The organism is Bacillus sp. WC2507 (assembly GCF_052656125.1).
Genome location: NZ_JBQXPN010000001.1, coordinates 4,792,189 through 4,815,110, shown reverse-complemented (window position 1 = coordinate 4,815,110; position 22,922 = coordinate 4,792,189). Strand labels below are relative to the sequence as shown.

Genomic DNA, 22,922 nt, shown 5'->3' with positions numbered 1-22,922 from the left:
TCACTCGTGTTCAAAATTAACCTCTCCAATCTTGGACGATATTTCCGTCACGAATTACAATTTGACGTGCTGCAGCTTCCCCGATTTCACGGTCATGGGTAATCATAATGATTGTGGAGCCTTGTTTGTTTAATTCGTAAAAGAGGTCCATAATTTGTGTACTTGTTTTCGTATCAAGTGCCCCCGTCGGTTCATCGGCTAAAATGAATTTTGGGTTATTTACGATTGCACGTGCGACTGCGACACGCTGCTTTTGTCCACCTGACAATTCATTCGGCAGGTGAGTAGCACGATCAGCTAAACCTACTTTTGTTAAAGCAGCTAATGAGCGCTCACGTCTTTCTTTTTTATCCACTCCAGCGTAAATAAGAGGTAGCTCTACATTTTGAAGTGCTGTAAGTCTCGGTAATAACATGAAGTTTTGGAATACGAACCCGATCTCTTTATTACGAACGCGTGCAAGTTCTGTTTCAGACATGTTTGAAATATTTTGACCAGCCAGTTCATACGCACCTGTCGTTGGTTTATCTAAGCAACCGATAATGTTCATTAATGTTGATTTACCAGAACCAGATGGTCCCATAATAGAAGTGAATTCTCCTTGGTTCAGTGTTACGTCAATGCCGTGTAATATTTGAACGGACTCTGCACCATTTTGGAAAGATTTCGTGATGCCTTTTAAGTTAATCATTCAACGACAACCTCCATACCATCTTTTAAGTCTTTTTCAGGTTTAGAGATAATTTGCTCTCCTTTTTTCACTCCAGAAACTTTTGCTTCGCTATCTGTCTCGAACTCAACAGTAACTGCTTGTTCTTTCGCTTTACCGTCTTTTACAACGAAGACAACATTTTTGTTATCTTTTTTCACGATGCTGCTCTTCGGAACAATCGTACCAGTTGCTTCGCCAGATTTACTTGTTACGTATACGTGGAAGCCGTTTTGTAATTCTTCACTATTGTCTAATGTGACAGTGAATTGATAGTTAGAAACTGTTTTGTTTTCGTCCATGCTCTTTAATGGTGTAGAGCCAATTTCTGTTACTTTTCCTGTCCAAGTCTTACCAGCGACAGTTTTTGATGAAACAGTTACTTCTTGCCCAACTTTCATACTAGCAAGCTCATATTCAGAAAGTTGACCTTTTACTTTAAATGGACCAGCGTGACGAAGTGTAATGCCGCTCATACCTGTTTTTTCATCAGCAGTTTTTACGATATCATCAATTACGCCATCAGTAGGGCTCGTTACAGAAAGCGTGTTTACTTTCTCTTTTGCTGCTTTAATTAGTTCATCAGATTTTTCAACTTCAAATTTTTTCATTTCAAGTTGTGATTCTAATTGTTGCACTTCGATTTCTGAAGCTTTTAATGCTTCAGCAGGAAGGCCTGCATTTTTATCTTTTTGTAATTTTTGTTTCGCTGCATCAATCTGTTTTTGGAACAATGTTACTTCTTTTTGTGCGATTTTTTTTTGCATTTCTGCTTCTGTTACACCTTGTTTCGCAGTAGGATCATTATATTTAAATAGAAGCTGTCCTTTTTTTACTTCGTCACCTTTTTTTACAGCTAATTCGTACGTACCTTTTGTTGGATCAAATGAGATTGTTTCAATTCCACTTGGGATTACTTCGCCACCAAATTTTTGTGCATTTTCAATTTGTTTTTCTGTAACTTTATAACCGCTATATGCCATTGCTACTTCTGAACCACCGCCACCAGCAAATGCAAAATATGATCCAGCTGCAATTCCAATTGCTACTACACTAGTAATTAACACTTTATTTTTCTTCTTCATCTATTTATCACCTTTTCGTTCGTATTAGTATCTACATTAAGTATAAAAGAGGTGAAGAATCTGACAAATCGTTTTAGCTTACAATAACCTTACAGTTTTGTAAGGTATGAATATGTAAATGTAAGGTAGAGGTTGTCCCAGCCTAAGCAAATGAATTGACTCGTTGTTTCTTTCTTACAATAATATTGTATGAAGGAGAGGAGGAAGGAAGATGGAAGCTTATTTTAGTGCGCATCCATTAAAACCATTTATTCCATACTCAAGGCAACATGCCATTATATTATTTATTATGTTGGTGGGGATCATTTTTCTGTATCAATACCAAGATATATTACGTCAAAGTGAGTGGAATATAACGGTTCGATATGTGATTGCATTTTTATTTATTGGAAGCGAAATTGGGCTTCATATGTGGGAATGGAAAGCAGGGATTTTTGAACTAGGCACTTCATTACCATTTGAGTTATGTACGATTAGTTTATTGTTAGCATCGATTATGATTGTAACGAAAAGTTACCGCATATATGAGATTGTATTTTTTACGGGAATTATTGGTGCATCACAAGCTATGTTAACACCAAACTTGCAATATGCTTTTCCGCATTTTCGTTTCATTGAATATTTTATCGCGCATATATTGCTCATTTGGGCACCACTCTTTATGACTTGGGTGGAAGGATATCGTCCGACAGTACAATCTATTAAACGCACAATGATATTTTTAAACATATTGATTCCAATTGTTTCGTTTGTGAATTACAAAACAGGCGGTAATTATATGTTTTTAGCTCGTAAGCCAGAAACAGCTTCATTACTCGATATGTTAGGGCCGCACCCTTACTATATTATTTCATTAGAACTCGCAGCGCTTATTGGATGTTTTATTTTGTATATGCCGTTTGCGAAAAGAGAAGGGCATGCGCATAAAGAATCACTAGGATCATAACCTAGTGATTTTTTTATATAAATATTTACAATTCAGAAAATTAAGAATAAAATTAGAAGGTAAATTATATAGAGAGAGAAGGGAAAACGTGGTCAAAAAAGTTTTTCTGAATGGGATGGAAGTGACGGTTCAATTTATTATTTCGATTTTGGGGATTATTTGTTTAGGGACATTGCCGAAACTATTTTATGGATTTGAGCTGCATGCATCACAGTACATAAAGAGTTTAAAAGAAGTGTTTGTGAATTTAATGGACATCTCCAATTTTAAATATGTGGGAGATAAATTTTTATTTCCGCAGTTGTTTGTTCATTATAAAGAAACAATTGTTATATTTTTAGCTGCTTTTTTCATTTCATTATTTGTAGCATTTTGTATTGTTTATGTCATTATGAGTAGTTCACCTCGTATACAACATCGTATTAAATCATTTCTTATCTTCCTAGAATCTATTCCAGACATTTTACTTATTTTGTTATCGCAAATTTTAGTTGTATGGGTTTTTAAACAAACAGGCTTTTTACCTTTTCAAATTGCGTCAATCGGAGGCGAGTCGATTAGAGGATTGCCAATATTGTGTTTGAGCATCCCGACTACGATTATGTTTGTAAAAATGGTCGTGCTTCGTTTTGAAAATGAACTAGAAAAAGATTATGTACTATTTGCTAAGGCGAAAGGGCTGGGGCGCTTTCATATTTTAAATCGTCATATTTTACGAAATGTGTTGCTTAGTACATTATTCTTTGCGAAAACGAATATCTTTTTTATGTTATCTAATTTATATATTATAGAATGGATTTTTAATACGGGTGGTATTTTTATGTTTTTGAAATCGTATTTCGGTATTAGAGTTGAGGTTTTCATCGTTAGTGTGCTGCTTATTTATATTCCGATTTTTATTTTGTTTAAATTGTTTCATTATCTCATTCCAGCTGCGATGAAGGAGAGACTATAATATGTGGACGTATATAAAACGCGATAAAAGATTTTGGATAAGCATTGGGTTTCTTCTCCTATTAGTTCTTTTGAGCATCGGAAATACGTTATGGAATGATGGACATATTAGACAAGTTACATTGCAATATGATGCGGATGAAAATCCACAAGTGCCACCGTTTCCACCTTCATTACAATTTTTACTCGGGACAGACCGGAAAGGGTATGACCTGTTACATTTAGTCATTGAAGGCGCGAAGTGGACGATTGGTATATCTATTTTAATTGCGGCACTTAGAATGGTAATAGGTGTGTTTTTCGGTGTCGTACTCGGAACGTATATAAAAAGAGGATTTTCAAAAATTGAGGCTTTCTTTGATAGTTTTACAGTTATTCCGACAGTTATGATTGCGTATTTTTTTCTTCAATCTGCAAATGCATTTGGAAGCGGAGAGGAGACAACAACCTTTTTTGAAAGGGCTTCGTTTCAAGTGGTATTACTTGTACTGCTTGTAATGCCAGTTATTGCACTGTATGTTGCGAAGGAAGTTCGTAAATTGCGAACGGAAGAATTTGTTGATGCCGCGCGCATATTAGGTGGATCGAGAAGACATATTGTTATAAAACATATTTTTCCGCATCTCTATATGCCGTTTATACTCGTATTTCTTCAGCAGTTTACGCAGACTCTTACTATTTTACTGCACTTAGGATTACTTGAAGTGTTCTTTGGTGGGACTGTAATGTTTGGTGGACAAATAAAAGAGGTGGAATCTTATACGCATGAATGGTCAGGTTTAATTGGAGTATACTTTAGGTCATTAACAGTGAATCCGTGGATCCCTCTCGTTCCGATTACATTTTTTGGACTTACTATTTTTTCAGGAAATATGATTGTAAAAAGTATCGAAGAGGCGATGATGAAAGTAAGGTTAGGAGGAGAGCTAAAGAAGGATGTTGTAGAAGAGGAACAATCTGTTGTGCAGTCAAAAGAAGAGTTATTTACTTTTAAACATACGATGTGAAAATAAAAAAGAAGCAAGCACAATTACTGCTTGCTTCTTTTCTTTATTTTGTAGAAACTTCACCTTTAGCTTCTGTTTGTGGAATAAAGTATCCCATTATACCACCGATGATTGCCGGGATAATCCAGCCAATTCCTAAGTTATAAAAAGGAATGGTGTGTACAATATTAGCAATAAAACCTGGTATCATTTCCACATTATCCAGTGCATGAATACAGCTAATAATAAATGCTGCGATCATTGCTCCGATGTAGACAGAAGGTTTACGTTTCGTATATTTATCTATAAATGATACGAAAATTAAAATAATCGTAATTGGATATAAAATAATTAATACAGGTAATGTAATTTTTATTAATAAGCTTAAACCTAAGTTTGAAATAACGAAGCTAAAGATACAAACGTATAGTACGAGTTTTTTGTAGGAAATATTTGTTAGTACTGTTGCGAAATAGTTTGCGAATGCACTTACAACGCCGATTGCTGTCGTTAAACAAGCGAAGATAATGGCGATACTTAATAAAACATTCCCACTTGTCCCAAAGAATTGGTACATAACAGTAGCTAATAGTTGACCACCGTTTTCGAATTGTCCTAGATTACCGTTTGAAGCGCCGATATAACCGAGTAAGAAATAAACAATTGTTAAAAATAGAGCTGCAATGCTACCGCAAATAATGGTATATTTCGCAATAGATTTCTTCTCTTGTATACCGTTTTGGCGAATTGCATTTACAACAATCGTTGATAATACAAGTGCGCCAATTGCATCTAACGTTAAAAACCCTTCAAGAAATCCTTTGAAAAATGGGATTTCTTTATAGTCACCAACAGGTTCTGCAAACGCTCCTGGTGAAAGAATCGCTTTTGTTGCCATAATTGCAATAATTACAAGTAAAATTGGTGTTAATATTTTTCCAATATGATCTACTAATTTTGATGGATTTAATGATAAGAAGTAGACGACTGTAAAGAAAATAGCACTAAAAATTAACATAGAGTACCATTGGTCCGGGAAAAGTGGTGCAATCCCAATTTCGTAAGATACAGATCCAGTTCGTGGAATAACAAATAGTGGGCCGATTGAAAGATAAATAATGATAGCGAATACTGCTGCGAATTTTGGATGAACACGGCTTGCTAAAGTATTAAAACTACCACCGGCAAGGGCAACAGCGACGATAGCTAGTAAAGATAAACCGACGTCTGTAATAATAAATCCTGTAATGGAAACCCACATATTTTCTCCGGAAGAAAGACCGAGAAGGGGCGGGAAAATCATATTACCAGCACCGAAGAAAACTGCGAATAGTAATAAACTAATCGAAAGTATTTGCGCTGGCTTTAAAGTTGTACGCATATAAAGAAAATCCTCCTAATGAGTATTTTTGTCGAAAATTCAAACAATTTGTCGAGTAACTGTTACTATTTTAAAGGTCTGATGACTAGAAAGCAATAGGGAATTTTGAAAAAATTAAAAAATAATGCATTAAATCGAATAAATATACTATTTATATGTTTAATAGGAAGGATTTAACTTTAAACGTAAAAAAACACATATCGCCAGGATACGTGTATTAAAAATAAATTTTTCGATCGCGTTCTTCTTTTAAAATTTCAACTGCTTCTCGGAAACGTTGTGAATGGACAATTTCTCGTTCACGTAAAAAGCGCAAGCTATCATTTATGTCGGGATCGTCAGATAAATCAATGAGCCATTGATAAGTTGCTCTTGCTTTTTCTTCAGCAGCAATATCTTCATATAAATCTGCGATAGGATCTCCTTTTGCTTGAATATAAGTAGCAGTAAAAGGAACGCCACCAGCATTATGATAAAACAAAGCGCTATCATGATTAGCGTACTGTGCGTCTAATCCAGCAGCTTTCATTTGTTCAGGTGTTGCATCTTTTGTTAATTTATAAATCATTGTAGCGATCATTTCTAGGTGTGCGAATTCTTCTGTACCGATATCAGTTAGTAAGCCAACGACTTTGTCAGGAATCGTGTAACGCTGATTTAAGTAGCGAAGAGCAGCGGCTAATTCACCATCCGCACCACCATATTGTTCAACTAATAATCTTGCGAGTGCGGGATTACAAGTACTTACTTTAACAGGATATTGTAATTTCTTTTCATAAATCCACATAGTTTCTCTCCTTTATATTTGCCATGGCCACGGTCCTTTGCTCCATTCCCATGGGGCGTTAGAATAACTATTTCCAAACTGCTGAAGTGGTCCGTATTTTTCTTCAATTTTTTGTTGTAGTACTCTTCGTTTATAAGAAAAATCATTGAATTGATTTATAGCGGCAGTATCGTCGGGATGCGTATCTAAATAGAGGGTAAGTTCAACTAAGACAAAGTCTAGTTCTTGCAGTTCTTCAATCCATTTGTAATATTCATTAGGCAATGTTTGTGTCACGTTTTTATTCACCGTCCTTTTTTGTAAGGATTTTCATAGTAATCATAAAATGCTGGCCATAGAGTCCCTTTTCTTAAAGCTTCTTTTGGTGGGAATTGGGGTAAATTAGCTGGTTGAAAGCCCATATATAAGTGGGGGGGAGTTGAGTAATATTTTTTCCCAATTGGAGGACAAGGATCGTTTGGACCATGATAAGGTATGTAGGATTTCATGTATTTATCCATGTTATACGCCTCCTTTATTAATGAAATATTCATCACTACGTATTGTATTCGTACATAATTAAGATTTATGACACATATAGAAAACTAATAGAGACAGGAGGAGTGCGGATGGAAAGGATTACAACATGCATTGTATTAGAATCTAAAAATTTAAAGGAAACATTATACTTTTACGAAGGGATTCTAGGCTTTAAGCCAAGCAAGGAAAGACCACAATTACGTGTAACAGGTGTTTGGTATGATATTGGTTCAACGAGAATTTGTTTTGTTGTAAACAGGGGACTGGGAGAATATAGAGAGACCGTCACATCATCAGTGAAGGAAATATTTTTAAGAACTACAAACATTGAGCGGATCAAGAAAAAGTTAGAGTTTTATCAAGTAGCATTTTTAGAAGAACGATGTGGTGAAGAAATAAGGGTAACTTTCTATGATCCAGATCGTTTTAAAGTCCAAATTGTTTCAGCGGAGAATACAGCATAGTATTATTTATAGTGCAATAACCTGAATGGTGGATGAAAAAAATATTGACAAGCCCCTCCAAATATTTTAATGTGATTGTATAAAATTGTGTATATAAAGGGGAGTAACTTATTACAGTAAAGTCGTCATTACAGGGAGAAACCCTCGGCTTTATTGGCAACGTTTCGTTGTTAGTGAGACCTTTACCAGCAATGGTAAAGGCCCCTTATTGTCTTTTTTAGGACCCTTACCATATTTGGTAGGGTCCTTTTTGTATACAAAGAGAGGAGATATAAAAATGAAAAAACTTATTAGTAGATTAAGAGTTGTATTTCATGTCCGTCGTTTTGTTCCATTCCTATTTGACTTTTTTACTTCAAAAGAGGTTTCAATAAAGAAGAAAATCTTATCTATTGCTTTTTTAGTTGGTTATGTAGCGATGCCGCTCGATTTAATTCCAGACTTCTTACCGTTCATCGGTATTTTAGATGATATTGGAATTGTGTTATTCATTTTAAATCGAATTGTAAAAATGGCGCCAGTACAATTGCAAGAAAAGCATAATGTAAACGTAGGATAGGAGTTGAAAGTATGGAGCAAATTATTTTAGATATAATCGAGTTTTTAAAGCAGTTTTCTTATTTTGGAGTTGTGTTAGCATTAACGTTTGAATTTATTCCAGCAGAGGTAGTTTTGCCCATGGTTGGGTATTGGGTATACGAGGGTGATATGAATTTTTGGTTAGCTGTATTAGCAGGGACACTTGGCGGAACGACAGGACCGTTAACGTTATACGCACTCGGTTATTACGGTGGTCGCCCCCTATTAATAAAGTATGGGAAATACTTCTTTATTAAAGAAGAACAAATTCAAAAAGCAGATGATTTCTTTGAGAAATATGGGCCAGTTGTAGCGTTTGTTGGACGTTTTGTACCGGGAGTTCGAACACTTATTTCTGTTCCGTGTGGTATGGCGAAAATGAACATATGGAAATTTAGCATATATACATTTGTAGCAATGTTCCCATTAACGACTTTGTATATTTATTTTGGAATGAAATTAGGTCCGCATTGGGCAAAAGCAGCAGATGTTGTTGGTCAATATATGTTACCGATATTAGCAGTCGTTGTTATTATTGTCGGTGGTATCTTAATCTATAAATTTATGAAAAAACGAAATAGATCGGAATCTATCTAGTCATTGGTATTGGAATTTGCACATTTTGTGAAAATAGATGAATAGTACAGGCAAAAGACTCTGAGGGACATACACATATAGGGAATATAAACGAGAGAGGGGAAACAACTATGTCTTGTGAGTGCTCAGGGTCAGCATTAACTTGCTGTCCAGATAAAAATTATGTGCAAGATAAAGTGTGTAGTCCGTGGTCTGCTACTGTAGTTGCGGCAGCAATTGATAATGTTCTCTATACAAATAATATTAACCAAAACGTAGTGGGTACTGGTTTTGTTAAATATGATGTTGGACCAGGTCCGATTACTGTAGAAGCACTGGATTCTGCTGGGGCTACAATTGATACACAAACATTAAACCCAGGAACGAGTATTGCTTTTACGTATCGCCGCTTTGATAGTATACAAGTTGTGTTACCTGCAACACCTGCTGGAACGTATCAAGGAGAATTTTGTATTACAACACGTTATCCACTTTCATAGCAGAATAGGAGAGGATCGAAATGGGAATGAGAAGTTCCAGTTTGTCTTGTTGTTCGAATAAAACGCTTGTACAAGATCAAGTATGTACAGACTGGTCTATTACAGGTGCTGGTACTCAAATTGTATATACAAATAACATCACGCAAGAAGTATATGGTTCAGGTTACGTGAAATATGATGTAGGTGCGAACCCGATTACAGTGGATTTTTTAGTAGGTGCTACAGTAGTTGATACAATTACTGTACAGCCACAAAGTAGTGGTACTTTCACTGTACGATATTTTACGACTGTTCGAATTACTACGACAGGAACAACTGTTAATCAAGGAGAGTTTTGTATTACTGTACGTTATCCGATTTCATAAAAAAAGCATACCGTAAATGGTATGCTTTTTTAAATTGAGAAAGTAATGAAATTGGTATTCTATAAGCAACATGTAAATTGGCAACAGTACTTGCCTTCTAAATATAGTGAAGGATCACTTTGTATATTAATAATACTGACAGATTGTAAGTCTTTTCCTGTGTAAGATATAGTATTGCCAGGAAAGACAGTGAAAATATTAGTTACTGCTCCAACGATTTCAATTGTAATTGCCTCTGTGCTGCTAGTACTATTGTAAACCGAGACAGTACCTGATATAAGTAGTATCCCATCACTTTGCCACAGTATCATTGATTGTAGTGCATCTTTGATAGAGGGAATGGTGTTGTTAGTTATGAGGAAATTCCCTGCAAATTCATTTGTTACTCGCTCACAACTTGGATTTGGAGGAGGGGGCGGTGGACAAGGGTTTGGGCAAATGATAGATAAAGGAGCGAAACAGCCAATATTTTTTTTGTTCTTCAATACAACCCCTCCTTTTTAAGTTGTCTTTTACTACTATTAAATGTAGAAGCATGGCCGATGTGTTAAGAAAAGAAGAAAATTTTTAAAATTAAGATTGTCTAATAGGCTTAAACCTTAACTTATCATTAGTGTTATAGAAAAGATTATATGTGAATAGTCATAGGAAAAGAATGATCAGACTCTTTTAGACAAAAGGTGGTTGTATACAATAGTACGAGGAATGTTGGACTTAACTTTTAATTAACTGTATATTTACAAAAATCTAATAAAATTTATTTGTTATTTAAACGACATTAATATATTTTAGATAAAATAGCCCTTGTAATGAATCAATTATTATGAGGAGGATTCAAGTGGAAAGAACAGCTTTACGAAAAGTAAAAGGTCTTATTGGGTTATTAATGGTTTTTGTATTAGCATTCGTATCATTTCCGTGGAGTACATCAGTCAAAGCGGAAGAGAAAAAGCAAGAAAAGGCACCAAGTGAAAAGAAAATAGTTTTTCCAGTCGTAAGTGATGTACATATTAAAAGTAGTGGAACGGATGATACGTTTCGCTGGAAACGAGCAATCGAGCAACTTAATACACTTGCACCTAAACAAGATGCGTTCGTAATTGTGGGAGATTTTACTGATTCAGGATCACTGCAGCAATATGATCGTTTCATGCAAGTGTATAATGAAAATGCAAATAAAGATGCAGTACGAATGAATTCTCTTGGTAACCATGATTATTGGAACGGTTTATCTGTAGAGGGAGCGCAGAAGCGTTTCTTAGAAAAAACAGGAATGGAATCGATTTACTATCATAAAGTGGTGAAAGGGTATCACTTCCTTGTTATGTCTCCAGAGGATGGGACAACTCATGGATATTATTCGGACAAGCAAATTAATTGGTTAAAAGAAGAAATGGCAAAGGCACAAAAAGATGATCCAGAAAAACCAATTTTCGTATTTTTACACCAACATATTAAAGATACAGTATACGGTAGTCAAGAGTGGGGAACGAAAGATAGTGCGAAAATTAATGAGGTGTTAAAAGGATACCCGCAGGTTATCACGTTTTCAGGTCATTCGCATTACCCGTTAGACGATCCAAGATCAATTCATCAAAAAGACTTTACATCAGTTGGTACATCTTCAGTAAGTTATATGGAGGTTGAAGGTGGTAAAGTACAAGGGAATATCCCGCCAGGAGCTAGTACGTTAAGCCAGGGTTTATTAGTAGAAGTAGATGATAAAGAGGTAACAATTAATCGTCGTGATTTCCATACGAATTCTTGGACAGGCGAGCCTTGGAAAATTAAATTACCAGCAAAGAAAGATACATTTACACATGTAGAAGATCGTGATAAAGAAAAGCCTTACTTTGCTAAAGATGCAAAGCTTGCGGTATCAAATGTAACAGAAAATGCGGCAACGGTGACATTCCCGCAAGCACTGGATAACCTACTTGTCCATTCTTATCGTGTACAAGCTAGAGATAAGCAAACAGGAGAAATTAAAAACAAGTTGTTAGCATTCTCAGAGTTTTATCGTGACCCAGTGCCAAAAGATCTTACGTTTACACTGGCAGGATTAGATGACGGGAAAACATATACACTTGAAGTCGTTGCGATTGATTCATTTGGTAATGAAAGCGCACAACCGTTAACAGCAGAAATCACTACGAAAAAAGATAATATTGACCCGAATATAAAAGTACCAAAGGCAGATGTCTTTGATGTGAATTTCTTAGATGGCACGTTTAAAGATAACTCATTGTTTGGGACGAAAGGCGATGTGAAAGGGAATGTATCTATTGCATACGATAAAGCTTTAAAAACAAATGTAATGAAATTGAATGGACAAGCAAATACATTTGGATACCTTCCGTTTTCAGCAGCACAAAAAGAGAAAGCAGCAAATACATTTACGTTAGAAACTGTATTTTCAATGAATGAAATTCGTGGACAAGGTATTTTACAAAATACAGAGAGTGGCGGAATTGGATTTGAATCTACAGGAAGTGGATATGTTGAATTGTGGGCTCATATTGGTGGTAGTTATAAGCGTGTTGGAGTTCAGCTAGAAGCAAACAAAACATATCACTTAACAGGAACATATAACGGAAGTGAAGTAGCTATTTACGTAGATGGTAAAAAAGTAAATAGCCAACCAGCTCAAGGAAAAGTGTATCATCCAAACGTACCATTTGCATTTGGAGCTGACCCAGATAGTAATGGAAATGGCGGTATTCCGTTAAATGGACAAATCGCGCTTGCAAGATTATATAGTAAAGCGTTAAGTTCTTCAGAAGTATTAGCAGCGTACAATGAGTTTTCTAACCGCACGAAGTTAGAGCAAGTAAACACGTTATATGAAGAGCTTGGGAAAGTGAAAGAAGTGTTAGCTGGTAAATATGGGTTTGGTGACAAACCAGGTCAATATTCAAAAGAAGCATTTCAAGAACTAGAGAAAAGCTATAACACTGCAAAGCAAGCATTTGAAAATGTAGGAAGTACTGGAGAGCAAATCGTTCAAACGTATAACGAATTAAAAACAGCTAATGTAGCATTTGTACAATCAAAGGTGGAAGAAGAACAACCTAAAACACCGAAAGAAAAATTACAAATCAATATTGAATCTGCAAAAACAGTGGTGAAAAAAGCGCAAGCTGCAAATGTAACGGATGGTTCAGTGAAATCATTGAGTCAAAAAATTACAGTGGCAGAAGCTGTATTAAAAGATGCGAAAGTAAAAGATGCACAAGTAGAAACGATGAATCGTACGATAGAATATGCGATTTCGCTTGTTGAAAAAAGTATGAACAAATAAGAGAGAAGAAAAAGAAGCTTATCATGATAGGCTTCTTTTTTGTTATACTAAAAATAGCATAGAAAAAGGGTAATTAACTGTTACGATTTATTTAACCAATTATAACGAAAGTTAATTAAATATATCAGTAAGCCCTGCTAGTCAAGTGATTGGCTAGTAGTGAGGGTTAACTGCGGGCAATCCCTAAAGCTGATTGAACTACAACGTGGCTAGAAATAGCGAGCGTGAATGTCGCGAAAGCAGAAAAAATCAATCAGATGGTGCAAGGTTAAATCCTAAACACTAGAACAATGGGTCTTCCGCCTCGAATCATCTAAGTCAAAAGTGATAAGATGAACGTTCAACGACTATCTCGTATAACTGACGAGAGTACATCACAAGCCTATGGTGATGGAAAAATCCTCTATCTCTAAAGAGATAAACATATAGTCTGCGCTCATGTGAAAACATGAGAAGTTCATAAGAGAACTGGCTAAGGAATTGCGCCCTTAGTTGAACGAGATAAATTTAATTAAATCTATCAAACCTCATCGAATCTGTCGAACGTATGTGCTATGGTGGATTCAATGAGGTAAGAATAATAATGAAATTTGTACGAGTTAGTCAAGTATCGGAATTAACAGGTTTGCATCCGAGTAGTCTCAGGAGAATGCTGGTGGAACACGCTACTATTCAGAAGAACCAATCTTTCATTATCTGAAAGGTGAGTGCCCGAATAATCGCACAGTAAAGGAGTAGGCTTCTGATGATATTGGCGAAGAAAGTTAGACTAATCCCAACGCCTGAACAAGAAAAAGTGCTTAGAAACCATGCTGGTGCTGCAAGATTTGCTTATAACTATTGTAAAAGAATGAGTGATAGATACTATAAGCTATTTGGAAAATCTGTTTCACAGTTAGCTTTACAGAAACGATACTGCCTCGTGTGGAGTGTTATACCCCTCGTCCCTTTGGGGCTGCGAGAACACGATGAAGCACTAACTTGTGTAAATTTGATTGAATTGTATAGATTTAGTTAAGTTTATCGTATCGGAGCGAATAATTTGGAAGAGAAAAAGCTAAAAAGAATTCTTGAATATGTATGGATCGCGGTTGTGCTCCTTGTAGGATATTATTTCTTAAAAGAAAAAAGTATATGGGTTCTATTTTTAATGACGTTTTTATTAGCGGGTTTAGGCACGTTATTTATTAATTTCTTCTTTGATAGTTTAAATGCATGGAAGAAGAAAAAGAAGGGAACGAAGTAAAGGAGGGAACATATGCAAAAGTGGAAGCTTATATATCAGGTGATTATTTTTCTAGTGCTTGTAGGTATTGGCGTTTTTAAATATTCTACACCAATAGGAAATTGGGCGTGGTTTACAGCTTGCATCGGCATATTTTTTATTTTACAATCGTTAACGAAAAAATATAATAGTACAGAAAGATAGCTCGCCGTTTCATCGGCGAGCTATTTTGTTATGCTTTTTTCTCTTCATCATTCGTTTGTTCAGTAGCTAAGTGACTATGTTTTCTAGAGTAGAAGAAATAGAAGCATAAGCCGACTAGAAGCCAAACGGCAAAGCTAATCCATGTCGTTTTAGACAAATTAATCATTAAGTATAAACAGCAAAGAATTGCAACAACTGGTAATACAGGTACGAAAGGTGCGCGGAATCCGCGTTTTAAGTCAGGGTGTGTTTTTCGTAAAATAAGTACCGCGCAGCAAACGAATGTGAAGGCCGTTAACGTACCGATGTTCACTAAGTTAGCTAATACATGTAAGTCTAAAAGTCCTGCTAATAAAGCTGACACAAAGCCAGTAATCCACGTGTTTAATAAAGGGATTTTTACTTTTTTATTCACACGTGCTAACGCTTTTGGAAGTAAACCGTCGCGGCTCATCGCATACGAAACGCGAACTTGTCCATACATAACGACTAAAAGAACGGTTGTCATTCCAGTCATTGCCCCAACAGCGAGTAGTCCTGCAATTGTATCTTCACCAACGAAATGTAAGGCAAACGCAACTGGATCCGAAACATCTAATTGTGTATACGGAACCATACCTGTTAAAACGAAAGATACAATCATGTATAAAACAGTACAAATAAGAAGGGAACCGATAATGCCAATTGGTAAATCGCGCTGTGGTTTTTTCGTTTCTTCTGCAGCGGTTGCGATTGCATCAAAGCCTAAGAAGGCGAAGAATACAGTGGCAGCCCCAGTAATAATACCGTCGTATCCGAATGGAATGAACGGGGTCCAATTTTCAGGTTTTACATATTTTGCGCCTGCTACGATAAAGGCGATAATAACAGCTAGCTTGATAAGAACCATAATATTATTAATGCGTGCGCTTTCGCGTATACCGAAACTTAAAAGTCCTGTAATGAGTAGTAAAATACAAACGGCAGGTAAATCGATAATGCCGCCTTTTCCTACGCCAGGGGCCGAGGCTATTATGGCGGGCAGGTGTATGTTAAAGCCTTGTAGTAAAGATTGTAAATAACCAGACCAACCGACAGCTACCGCTGCTACGGCAAGTAAATATTCGAGCATTAAACACCAACCAACGATGAAGGCTACAACTTCTCCGACTGTCATGTATGCGTAAGTATACACACTTCCTGAGACAGGAATAGACGAAGCAAATTCGGCATAACAAAAGGCTACACAAGCACAAGTAAAGGCAGCAATAAGGAATGATAGCATAATACCAGGACCAGAATGTTTCGCTGCGACAATACCTGTTAATACAAAGATCCCTGTCCCAATTACGGCGCCAATTCCTAAAAACGTCAAATCAAGTGCAGTTAATGTTCTATCTAACTGCCGTGGTGATTCAGTACTAAGCGCTTTTTTTCGTAATAATGACTTCACTTTGGACTCTCCCCCCGTTTTTTCATTTCCATAACTGCGAATATAGTATGAGCCCACTAGAAAAGAGTACGTAAGTAAATGGAGGTACAGTTATGGTGTCTAGTTTTTTAAAATTGCTGGATTAATCTTAATATAATTCAGAATATTTTGTCAAATAAAAATATGACAAATAAAATGCGGATGAATAGGGGAAACTACTGGCAGGAATGGACGAGGGTTAACAGAGTGACAAAACCGCTCATTACAGTTTCACTTTATCCCGATTGGTTCAACGAATAATCAGTGGATATGGGGAAATTCCCCACTGATTACAGTTTCACTTTATAAAGTAGGAGAAGATGTTATGTTATTTTATTTTGAACTTGTCGTCATTTTACTTTGTACGAAATTAGCTGGTGATATTAGTGTAAGACTCGGCCAGCCCTCTGTACTTGGTAAGTTAATTGTTGGTATTATTATCGGTCCGGCTGTGCTTGGTATTATTAATAGTTCTGAATTGATTGATGAACTGAGTGAGATTGGTGTTTTACTACTTATGTTTATGGCGGGGCTTGAAACGGATTTAGAAGAGTTAAATCGGAATTTGAAATCTGCATTCGCAGTAGCGATGGGAGGGATTATTTTCCCATTCCTTGGTGGGTATTTAGCAGGACTTGCGTTTGGAATGTTACAGTCGCATGCGATCTTTTTAGGGTTATTACTTTGTGCCACTTCGGTTAGTATTTCTGTTCAAACATTAAGAGATTTAGGGAAAATGAATACGAGAGAAAGTACGACGATTTTAGGGGCAGCTGTATTTGATGATGTAATTGTTGTTATTTTATTAGCATTTGTGATGAGTTTTTTAGGTACACAAGATGTAAATGTAACGCTTGTCATTGCAAAGAAAATTATCTTTTTTGTAAGTATCGTTTTCATCTCCTGGAAAGTGGTTCCATGGATTATGAAGATGCTCGTACCACTTCGCGTAACAGAAGCATTAATTAGTGCAGCACTTATTATTTGTTTCTCTTTTTCGTATTACAGTGAAATGATGGGAATCGCCGGTATTATTGGAGCATTTGCAGCAGGGATTGCGATTTCTCAAACAGAATACAAGCATGAGGTAGAACATAAGATTGAGCCAATTGCTTATGCGATATTTGTACCAGTGTTCTTCGTAAGTATCGGAATGGAAATTACATTTCAAGGTATCGGAAGCCAGCTTTGGTTCATTATCATTATGACGCTTATTGCGATTTTTACAAAGTTAATCGGATCAGGTTTAGGAGCAAGACTAACAGGATTCAACCTTCAATCTTCTATTAGTATCGGTGCGGGAATGGTATCGCGCGGAGAAGTGGCGCTTATCATCGCAGCGAATGGACTTGCGGCGAATTTATTAGCGAAAGAAAATTTCACAGCAATTGTCATTGTTGTTATATTAACGACGATTATTACGCCGCCGCTTTTGAAGAAATATTTTGTATAGAGAGGAAGAGCTTATCTGATGTAGGTAAGCTCTTTTTTATTGGAAAAAAGCAATAGTCATATAGCGTGAATAGGTTGTAATTATGGTAAAATCTACGTATATGATAAGTCGAGGAGAGAAAATGTGTGAGGATTACGAAGGGGAAGGTTATCGGTGTAATCATACTTATTGCACTATGTATACCATTTACTGCATGGAAAGAATCAAAAGTGAAAGATTTTCCAGTTTCTATTTTTTCTTCCTATGTAGAAGACGAAAATCCGAAAGACTATAAGTACACTGCTTTTGTACCTGACTTTGCAATTTGGATACATGGATGGGAAAAACAGCGATCTGAAGGTGAAATAACGTCATATAAAAAAGGGGAGCGAACTGTAATTGTTCATCATCCACCTGGTAATGATGCTTTTTATCTATATGATACAAATGATAGTAGAGAAGATACGCAACCGTAAGAAGTGGAGGTTAAATAGTGAAAGCTTCTACATTACTATTTAAAATTGAAAGTAATATGGATCAATTTTCACCAGCTGAAAAGAAGGTTGCCATGTACATAATGGAGAATGCAGAGATTGTTCCGAACTTAACGACGAAAGAAGTGTCAACGAATGCAGGCGCAAGTGAGGCGAGCGTTGTTCGCTTTTGTAAGTCGATTGGAATCGGAAGTTTTAAAGCATTTAAAATCGCACTCGTTCGCGAATTAACGATTGCTGATTATAATATTAACGATTTTTCAGTGATGAATACGGAAGATGGACCGTATGACTTGTTTAATAAAGTTACATATGTGAATAAAGCTGCAATTGAGGCGAGCGTTACGGCTATAGATAAGAAGGAGCTGGAAAAAGCAGCAGACCTTATTGTAAATGCGGATAAAATTATATTTTACGGAGTAGGCGGATCAGCTACTCCAGCGATGGACGGGGCTTATAAATTTACAAGGCTCGGATTTACTGCAATGATGCTATCTGATTTTCATATGATGTTGCCGCTTGTGACAAATTTAAAAGAGGGTGATATATTTGTGGCGATTTCAACATCTGGTCGTACGAAAGATGTACTTGAAATGGCGCAATATGCGAAGAGACAAGGTGCAACAGTTATTGCGATTACCAAGCTCGATCAATCATCACCGTTATATAAAGAGGCGGATATTCGTCTTTGTATGCCAGATGTAGAACAAGATCATCGTATTGCGAGTATTGCTTCGAGAATGACACAATTGAATATGATTGATGCTTTATATGTGATTACGTTTAATCGGATTGGTAATAAAGTGTTGGATCAATTTATGGAGACAAGAGAAGAAGCTTTGCGGTTACGGAAGTTAAAATGAAAAGATGGGGGAACCCATCTTTTTTTCGTACTGACATAAATTCGTCATGAAAAGAAATTAAATTTCATAAAATAATAAAGTGATATTGATTTTAAATTTCTTAAAGTTATAATAAAATTATGAAATTAAATTTCAAAGTAGGTGGTAATATGTTAGAAAATTTATCGACAGAACACCGTAATGAAAAGACGATGAATTTAGATGAGATGAGTATAAAAGAAGTTTTGCAAAGCATGAATGAAGAAGATCGAACTGTTGCGTTAGCAGTTGAAAAAGAGATAGAACAGATTGAACAGGTTGTGCAAACTGTAATTCAATCATTTGAAAGAGAAGGGCGACTCATTTACATTGGGGCTGGTACAAGTGGTCGTTTAGGTATTTTAGACGCAGTGGAATGTCCGCCGACATTTGGCACAGATAATAAAATGGTACAGGGGTTTATAGCAGGAGGATTGAAAGCGTTTACTAAAGCGGTGGAAGGTGCCGAAGACCGTGAAGAGTTCGCGGAAGAAGATTTAAAAAGTATCGGATTAAACGAGAAAGATACTGTAATTGGAATTGCGGCAAGTGGTCGAACTCCTTATGTCATTGGGGGATTGAAATACGCGCATAGCGTGGGAGCGAGTACAGCTAGTATCTCCTGTAATAAAAATGCTGAAATAAGTAAATATGCAAAGCTAAATGTGGAAGTAGAAACAGGCGCCGAAATTTTAACAGGCTCAACGCGTTTGAAAGCTGGTACAGCGCAAAAATTAGTACTCAATATGATTTCAACAGCTTCTATGATTGGTGTAGGGAAAGTTTATAAAAACTTAATGGTAGATGTTCAGTCTACAAATGAAAAGTTAGTAGAACGATCAAAACGAATTATTGTGGAAGCAACAGGTGTTAGTTATGAAGTAGCAGCAGAGTATTACGAAAAAGCAGAACGTAATGTGAAAGCCGCGATTGTTATGGTGTTATTGCAGTGTGAGTATGGGGAAGCACTGGAGAAATTAAAAGAAGCGAAAGGGTTTGTGAAGAAGGCACTATAAAATAATAGGGAGGGGGATTCTATTATGAAGAAAGAAGAGAGAATGGCCAAAGAAATTTCAGAGCAACTTGGGGGAGTAAAAAATATTCGTGGTATTGCTCATTGTATGACGAGACTGCGATTAACGCTTCATGATGAAAGTAAAGTGAATATGGACCTTTTGAAAAAGGTTGAAGGGGTTATGGGTGTTATTGAAGATGAGACACTTCAAGTTGTTGTTGGACCAGGGACAGTAAATAAAGTAGCAGCTGAAATGGAAGGTTTAACAGGACTGCGAATTGGTGAGGTGGCAGATCATCATCTTGAAGATCTCGGGCAAGAGATGAAATCAGAGATTAAGAAGAAAAATAATACACCAGTGAAAAACTTTTTAAGAAAAATAGGAAGTATTTTCATTCCATTAATTCCGGGTCTTGTTGCGTCAGGAATTATAAACGGGGTTGCTAACTTTGCGAAAAACGCAGGTGCTGATCCGAATGCAACGTGGCTACAAATGTTACTACTCATTGGTGGCGGTATCTTTACATTCTTAGGGATTTTAGTCGGTTGGAATACAGCGAAAGAGTTTGGCGGGACACCGGTTCTTGGGGCAATTGCTGGTATTTTAATTTTTAACCCGGCGATGGCGACTGTAAAATTATTCGGTGAAGCACTCGTACCCGGACGGGGCGGATTATTTGCAGTTATTTTTGCAGCATGGCTTATGGTTGTAGTGGAAAGACAAGTTCGAAAAGCAGTGCCAAATGCAGTTGATATTATTGTAACGCCGCTTATTACTGTATTAGTCGTAAGTATCGTAACGATGTTAGCCATTCAGCCAGCTGCAGGTTTCTTATCTGAAGGAATTACAAGCGGAATTAATGGGATTTTAAATATTGGCGGCGCGTTTGCAGGAGCAGTACTTGCTGGAACATTTTTACCGCTCGTGATGGTCGGGTTACATCACGGTTTAACACCGATTCATATGGAGTTTATTAATCAAACGCACGTAACACCTTTATTACCAGTACTTGCAATGGCTGGAGCTGGGCAAGTAGGAGCAGCGATTGCGATTTTTGTAAAAACAAAAAATAAACGACTGCGTAACGTAATTAAAGGTGCATTACCAGTTGGATTTTTAGGAATTGGTGAACCGTTATTATACGGTGTTACATTACCACTTGGGAAACCGTTTCTTACAGCTTGTCTCGGTGCAGCTGTCGGCGGTGCATTCCAAGCCGTTATGAAAACAGCCGCACTTGGAATCGGCGTATCAGGATTATCATTAATTCCGTTAATTGCTGATAATAAATATTTATTATATTTCCTTGGATTAGTAGTAGCATATACTTTCGGATTCATCTTTACGTACTTCTTCGGATTCAAAGAAGAAATGGCAGAAAACATATAGAGAAAGGGATTCCTTTCTCTTTTTCTATTCATAGAAAGGGAGATTCATATGATCGGGGTTTCAATTTATCTTGCAAAAGAACGAGTAACGAAACAAGAAGAGTGGCTAAAAGTAGCGAAGAAAAACGGGTTTTCATCTATTTTTACATCACTTCACATTCCAGAAGATGATCCGGGTACGTATAAAGAGTTAATTCAAATACTTGGGAAACAGGCTCTTGAAAATGAAATGGAATTAATGGTCGATGTTTCTCCAAAATCGCTACACCATTTAGGAATGACGTACGAAAATGTGGAAGAGTTAGTAGAATGGGGTATTACTGGTTTACGAATGGATTATGGCATTACGCCGAAAGAAATTGCGCGCGTATCTCATAAGATGAAAGTGGCTTTAAATGCGAGTACGATTACAAAGTCATTTTGGAAAGAGTTACTTGCAGAAAGTATACGAGTAGAGAATGTAGAAGCATGGCATAATTTTTATCCGCGTCCAGAGACAGCGTTAGCAAAGTCCTTCTTGCAAAAACAAAATCAATATTTGCATGAGTGCGGAATAACAACGATGGCATTTATTCCAGGCGATGGGGAAAAACGTGGTCCGTTATATGAAGGCTTACCAACGTTAGAAAAACATCGTTATATGCGACCGCTCGAAGCCTATTTAGAACTTGTACAAGAGTGTGATGTTGATAAAGTTTTAATTGGGGATATAAGCGGAAGTCTAGAAAGTGTACAAGAGATAGCGAGTGCGAGTAGAGGGATTATTCCTCTACGATATGAGCCATTGATAAAGGAAAGTGAAGCATTAAAAATGATAAAACAAGTGCATACAAATAGACTAGATCCAGCTCGTGATGTCATTCGTTCTGTAGAATCACGAGAAGGAAATAAAGTGATTTTACAGCCGGTGCATACAATTGCAAGAAAGAAAGGCAGCATTACAATTGATAATGAATTGTACGGTAGATATGCAGGAGAGATGCAAGTTGTTGTACATGATTTGCCTAAAGATGAGAAAGTAAATGTTGTTGGCACGGTTGTAGAAGAAGATATATCTTTATTGCCGTATGTTGGCGCTGGAAAAATGTTTCAACTTTTTTGTGCGATAGAGTAAAAGCTTGAATTAGCGCTACTTTGTAAGAAAACATTATCCGTAAAAGGGATAATGTTTTTTGTTTTCTTAAAAAAATCATTTGACGAATGAAATGAAATACCGTATTGTTTTGACTTGTAAATAAAAGTTCACCATAACAAAACAAAAAGGAGAGTTCAAAATGAATCAATATATTGGGAATTTAATTATTCGTATCGTGTTAGGAGTAACGTTCTTTGCACATGGTTTAGCGAAATTTCAATCAGGAATCGATAACGTAGCAGGATGGTTTACAAGCATTGGCTTACCAGGTGGTCTTGCATATGGCGTAGCAACTGTAGAATTAGTTGGTGGTATATTATTAATTATCGGTTTAGGCGTACGATATGTAGGATTGTTATTCGCTCTTATTTTAGCTGGAGCTATCGTAAAGGTAAATGGAGCAGCAGGGTTATTGGGAGATGGAAAGAATCCAGGATATGAATTAGATCTTGCATTATTATCAATGGGTGCGTATTTATTCGTTGTAAAAGCAGAAGGATATGTAGACCGTTTCTTAAAAGAGAAAGTAATGAAAACGAAGTAAA

The 22,922-nt window shown here is 36.5% G+C and carries 26 protein-coding genes and 1 pseudogene; 19 read left to right on the top strand and 8 right to left on the bottom strand.

The genetic code is table 11. The features are described 5' to 3' along the window. Positions 1–16: 16 nt before the first annotated feature. Both ACUN28_RS25390 and ACUN28_RS25385 read right to left on the bottom strand, forming a co-directional pair. Positions 17–691, bottom strand: a complete 675-nt coding sequence (locus ACUN28_RS25390; RefSeq protein ID WP_000609098.1) for an ABC transporter ATP-binding protein — start codon at positions 689–691, stop codon at positions 17–19. Beyond that, complete coding sequence (locus tag ACUN28_RS25385) at positions 688–1,794, bottom strand: efflux RND transporter periplasmic adaptor subunit (RefSeq protein WP_016089206.1); 1,107 nt, start codon at positions 1,792–1,794, stop codon at positions 688–690. Before ACUN28_RS25385 ends, ACUN28_RS25390 begins: the two co-directional genes overlap by 4 nt. Before the next feature lie 211 nt (positions 1,795–2,005). Between ACUN28_RS25385 and ACUN28_RS25380 the strand changes: the two genes are divergently transcribed. From ACUN28_RS25380 to ACUN28_RS25370, 3 genes are all read left to right on the top strand, one after another. Beyond that, entirely contained in the window at positions 2,006–2,740 is a 735-nt protein-coding gene (locus ACUN28_RS25380) for a YwaF family protein (protein ID WP_016089205.1), read from the top strand. 88 nt (positions 2,741–2,828) lie between these two features. Beyond that, positions 2,829–3,695, top strand: a complete 867-nt coding sequence (locus ACUN28_RS25375) for an ABC transporter permease subunit (protein ID WP_016089204.1) — start codon at positions 2,829–2,831, stop codon at positions 3,693–3,695. 1 nt (position 3,696) lies between these two features. Then, positions 3,697–4,701 (top strand): ABC transporter permease, encoded by a 1,005-nt coding sequence (locus ACUN28_RS25370; protein WP_000269952.1) that lies wholly within the window; start codon positions 3,697–3,699, stop codon positions 4,699–4,701. A gap of 43 nt (positions 4,702–4,744) precedes the next feature. Here ACUN28_RS25370 and brnQ2 read toward each other — a convergent pair whose 3' ends face one another. From brnQ2 to ACUN28_RS25350, 4 genes are all read right to left on the bottom strand, one after another. Further along, entirely contained in the window at positions 4,745–6,061 is a 1,317-nt protein-coding gene (brnQ2, locus tag ACUN28_RS25365; RefSeq protein WP_016136525.1) for a branched-chain amino acid transport system II carrier protein BrnQ2, read from the bottom strand. Between the two features lie 217 nt (positions 6,062–6,278). Beyond that, the gene (gene cotJC / locus ACUN28_RS25360; protein ID WP_016089202.1) at positions 6,279–6,848 is read right to left on the bottom strand and encodes a spore coat protein CotJC; all 570 of its coding nucleotides are present in this window, start codon (positions 6,846–6,848) and stop codon (positions 6,279–6,281) included. A gap of 12 nt (positions 6,849–6,860) precedes the next feature. Beyond that, positions 6,861–7,124, bottom strand: coding sequence for a spore coat protein CotJB (locus ACUN28_RS25355; protein ID WP_000194957.1), 264 nt, complete (start codon positions 7,122–7,124; stop codon positions 6,861–6,863). 8 nt (positions 7,125–7,132) lie between these two features. Beyond that, positions 7,133–7,348 carry a spore coat associated protein CotJA gene (locus tag ACUN28_RS25350; protein WP_000362186.1) on the bottom strand — a complete coding sequence of 72 codons (216 nt, stop codon included), beginning with the start codon at positions 7,346–7,348 and terminating at the stop codon, positions 7,133–7,135. Positions 7,349–7,456: 108 nt separating this feature from the next. Here ACUN28_RS25350 and ACUN28_RS25345 point away from each other — a divergent pair, with 108 nt between their 5' ends. From ACUN28_RS25345 to ACUN28_RS25325, 5 genes are all read left to right on the top strand, one after another. Beyond that, positions 7,457–7,831, top strand: a complete 375-nt coding sequence (locus ACUN28_RS25345) for a VOC family protein (RefSeq protein WP_000439799.1) — start codon at positions 7,457–7,459, stop codon at positions 7,829–7,831. Between the two features lie 277 nt (positions 7,832–8,108). After that, positions 8,109–8,390 carry a YkvA family protein gene (locus ACUN28_RS25340; RefSeq protein ID WP_000733844.1) on the top strand — a complete coding sequence of 94 codons (282 nt, stop codon included), beginning with the start codon at positions 8,109–8,111 and terminating at the stop codon, positions 8,388–8,390. An 11-nt stretch (positions 8,391–8,401) separates the two neighbouring features. Beyond that, positions 8,402–9,007: a DedA family protein gene (locus ACUN28_RS25335; protein WP_000435008.1), complete on the top strand. Its 606-nt coding sequence runs from the start codon at positions 8,402–8,404 to the stop codon at positions 9,005–9,007. Positions 9,008–9,117: 110 nt separating this feature from the next. Further along, a complete protein-coding gene (locus tag ACUN28_RS25330; RefSeq protein WP_001277534.1) occupies positions 9,118–9,486 on the top strand; it encodes a DUF3992 domain-containing protein in 369 nt (122 codons plus the stop codon). 20 nt (positions 9,487–9,506) lie between these two features. After that, complete coding sequence (locus tag ACUN28_RS25325; protein WP_000525819.1) at positions 9,507–9,851, top strand: DUF3992 domain-containing protein; 345 nt, start codon at positions 9,507–9,509, stop codon at positions 9,849–9,851. Between the two features lie 59 nt (positions 9,852–9,910). Here ACUN28_RS25325 and ACUN28_RS25320 read toward each other — a convergent pair whose 3' ends face one another. Next, positions 9,911–10,336 (bottom strand): S-Ena type endospore appendage, encoded by a 426-nt coding sequence (locus ACUN28_RS25320; RefSeq protein ID WP_000791328.1) that lies wholly within the window; start codon positions 10,334–10,336, stop codon positions 9,911–9,913. 353 nt (positions 10,337–10,689) lie between these two features. Between ACUN28_RS25320 and ACUN28_RS25315 the strand changes: the two genes are divergently transcribed. The 4 genes and pseudogenes from ACUN28_RS25315 to ACUN28_RS25300 all read left to right on the top strand — a co-directional run bounded on the left by ACUN28_RS25315 (position 10,690) and on the right by ACUN28_RS25300 (position 14,581). Continuing rightward, complete coding sequence (locus ACUN28_RS25315) at positions 10,690–13,152, top strand: LamG-like jellyroll fold domain-containing protein (RefSeq protein WP_016089200.1); 2,463 nt, start codon at positions 10,690–10,692, stop codon at positions 13,150–13,152. A gap of 745 nt (positions 13,153–13,897) precedes the next feature. Continuing rightward, positions 13,898–14,068, top strand: a pseudogene (locus ACUN28_RS25310) (helix-turn-helix domain-containing protein); the annotation flags it as partial. Positions 14,069–14,194: 126 nt separating this feature from the next. Next, the gene (locus ACUN28_RS25305) at positions 14,195–14,398 is read left to right on the top strand and encodes a hypothetical protein (protein ID WP_000391504.1); all 204 of its coding nucleotides are present in this window, start codon (positions 14,195–14,197) and stop codon (positions 14,396–14,398) included. Between the two features lie 12 nt (positions 14,399–14,410). Then, the gene (locus ACUN28_RS25300; protein WP_016089198.1) at positions 14,411–14,581 is read left to right on the top strand and encodes a hypothetical protein; all 171 of its coding nucleotides are present in this window, start codon (positions 14,411–14,413) and stop codon (positions 14,579–14,581) included. Between the two features lie 28 nt (positions 14,582–14,609). On the opposite strand, the gene ACUN28_RS25295 is transcribed toward ACUN28_RS25300, so the two are convergent. Further along, positions 14,610–16,013, bottom strand: coding sequence for an amino acid permease (locus tag ACUN28_RS25295; protein WP_016089197.1), 1,404 nt, complete (start codon positions 16,011–16,013; stop codon positions 14,610–14,612). A 343-nt stretch (positions 16,014–16,356) separates the two neighbouring features. Between ACUN28_RS25295 and ACUN28_RS25290 the strand changes: the two genes are divergently transcribed. The 7 genes from ACUN28_RS25290 (at position 16,357) to ACUN28_RS25260 (ending at position 22,921) form a co-directional block, all read left to right on the top strand. Continuing rightward, positions 16,357–17,484 carry a cation:proton antiporter gene (locus ACUN28_RS25290; protein ID WP_000899803.1) on the top strand — a complete coding sequence of 376 codons (1,128 nt, stop codon included), beginning with the start codon at positions 16,357–16,359 and terminating at the stop codon, positions 17,482–17,484. Between the two features lie 125 nt (positions 17,485–17,609). Next, positions 17,610–17,939 (top strand): hypothetical protein, encoded by a 330-nt coding sequence (locus ACUN28_RS25285; RefSeq protein WP_016089196.1) that lies wholly within the window; start codon positions 17,610–17,612, stop codon positions 17,937–17,939. Between the two features lie 17 nt (positions 17,940–17,956). After that, positions 17,957–18,820: a MurR/RpiR family transcriptional regulator gene (locus tag ACUN28_RS25280; protein WP_016089195.1), complete on the top strand. Its 864-nt coding sequence runs from the start codon at positions 17,957–17,959 to the stop codon at positions 18,818–18,820. Positions 18,821–18,969: 149 nt separating this feature from the next. After that, positions 18,970–19,854: an N-acetylmuramic acid 6-phosphate etherase gene (gene murQ / locus ACUN28_RS25275; protein ID WP_016089194.1), complete on the top strand. Its 885-nt coding sequence runs from the start codon at positions 18,970–18,972 to the stop codon at positions 19,852–19,854. Between the two features lie 24 nt (positions 19,855–19,878). Further along, on the top strand, positions 19,879–21,243 hold the full coding sequence (locus ACUN28_RS25270; RefSeq protein WP_016089193.1) for a PTS transporter subunit EIIC: 1,365 nt from the start codon (positions 19,879–19,881) through the stop codon (positions 21,241–21,243). Between the two features lie 48 nt (positions 21,244–21,291). Continuing rightward, positions 21,292–22,356, top strand: coding sequence for a DUF871 domain-containing protein (locus ACUN28_RS25265; RefSeq protein ID WP_016089192.1), 1,065 nt, complete (start codon positions 21,292–21,294; stop codon positions 22,354–22,356). A 160-nt stretch (positions 22,357–22,516) separates the two neighbouring features. Further along, on the top strand, positions 22,517–22,921 hold the full coding sequence (locus tag ACUN28_RS25260; protein ID WP_001077751.1) for a DoxX family protein: 405 nt from the start codon (positions 22,517–22,519) through the stop codon (positions 22,919–22,921). The last annotated feature ends 1 nt before the right edge of the window (position 22,922 follow it).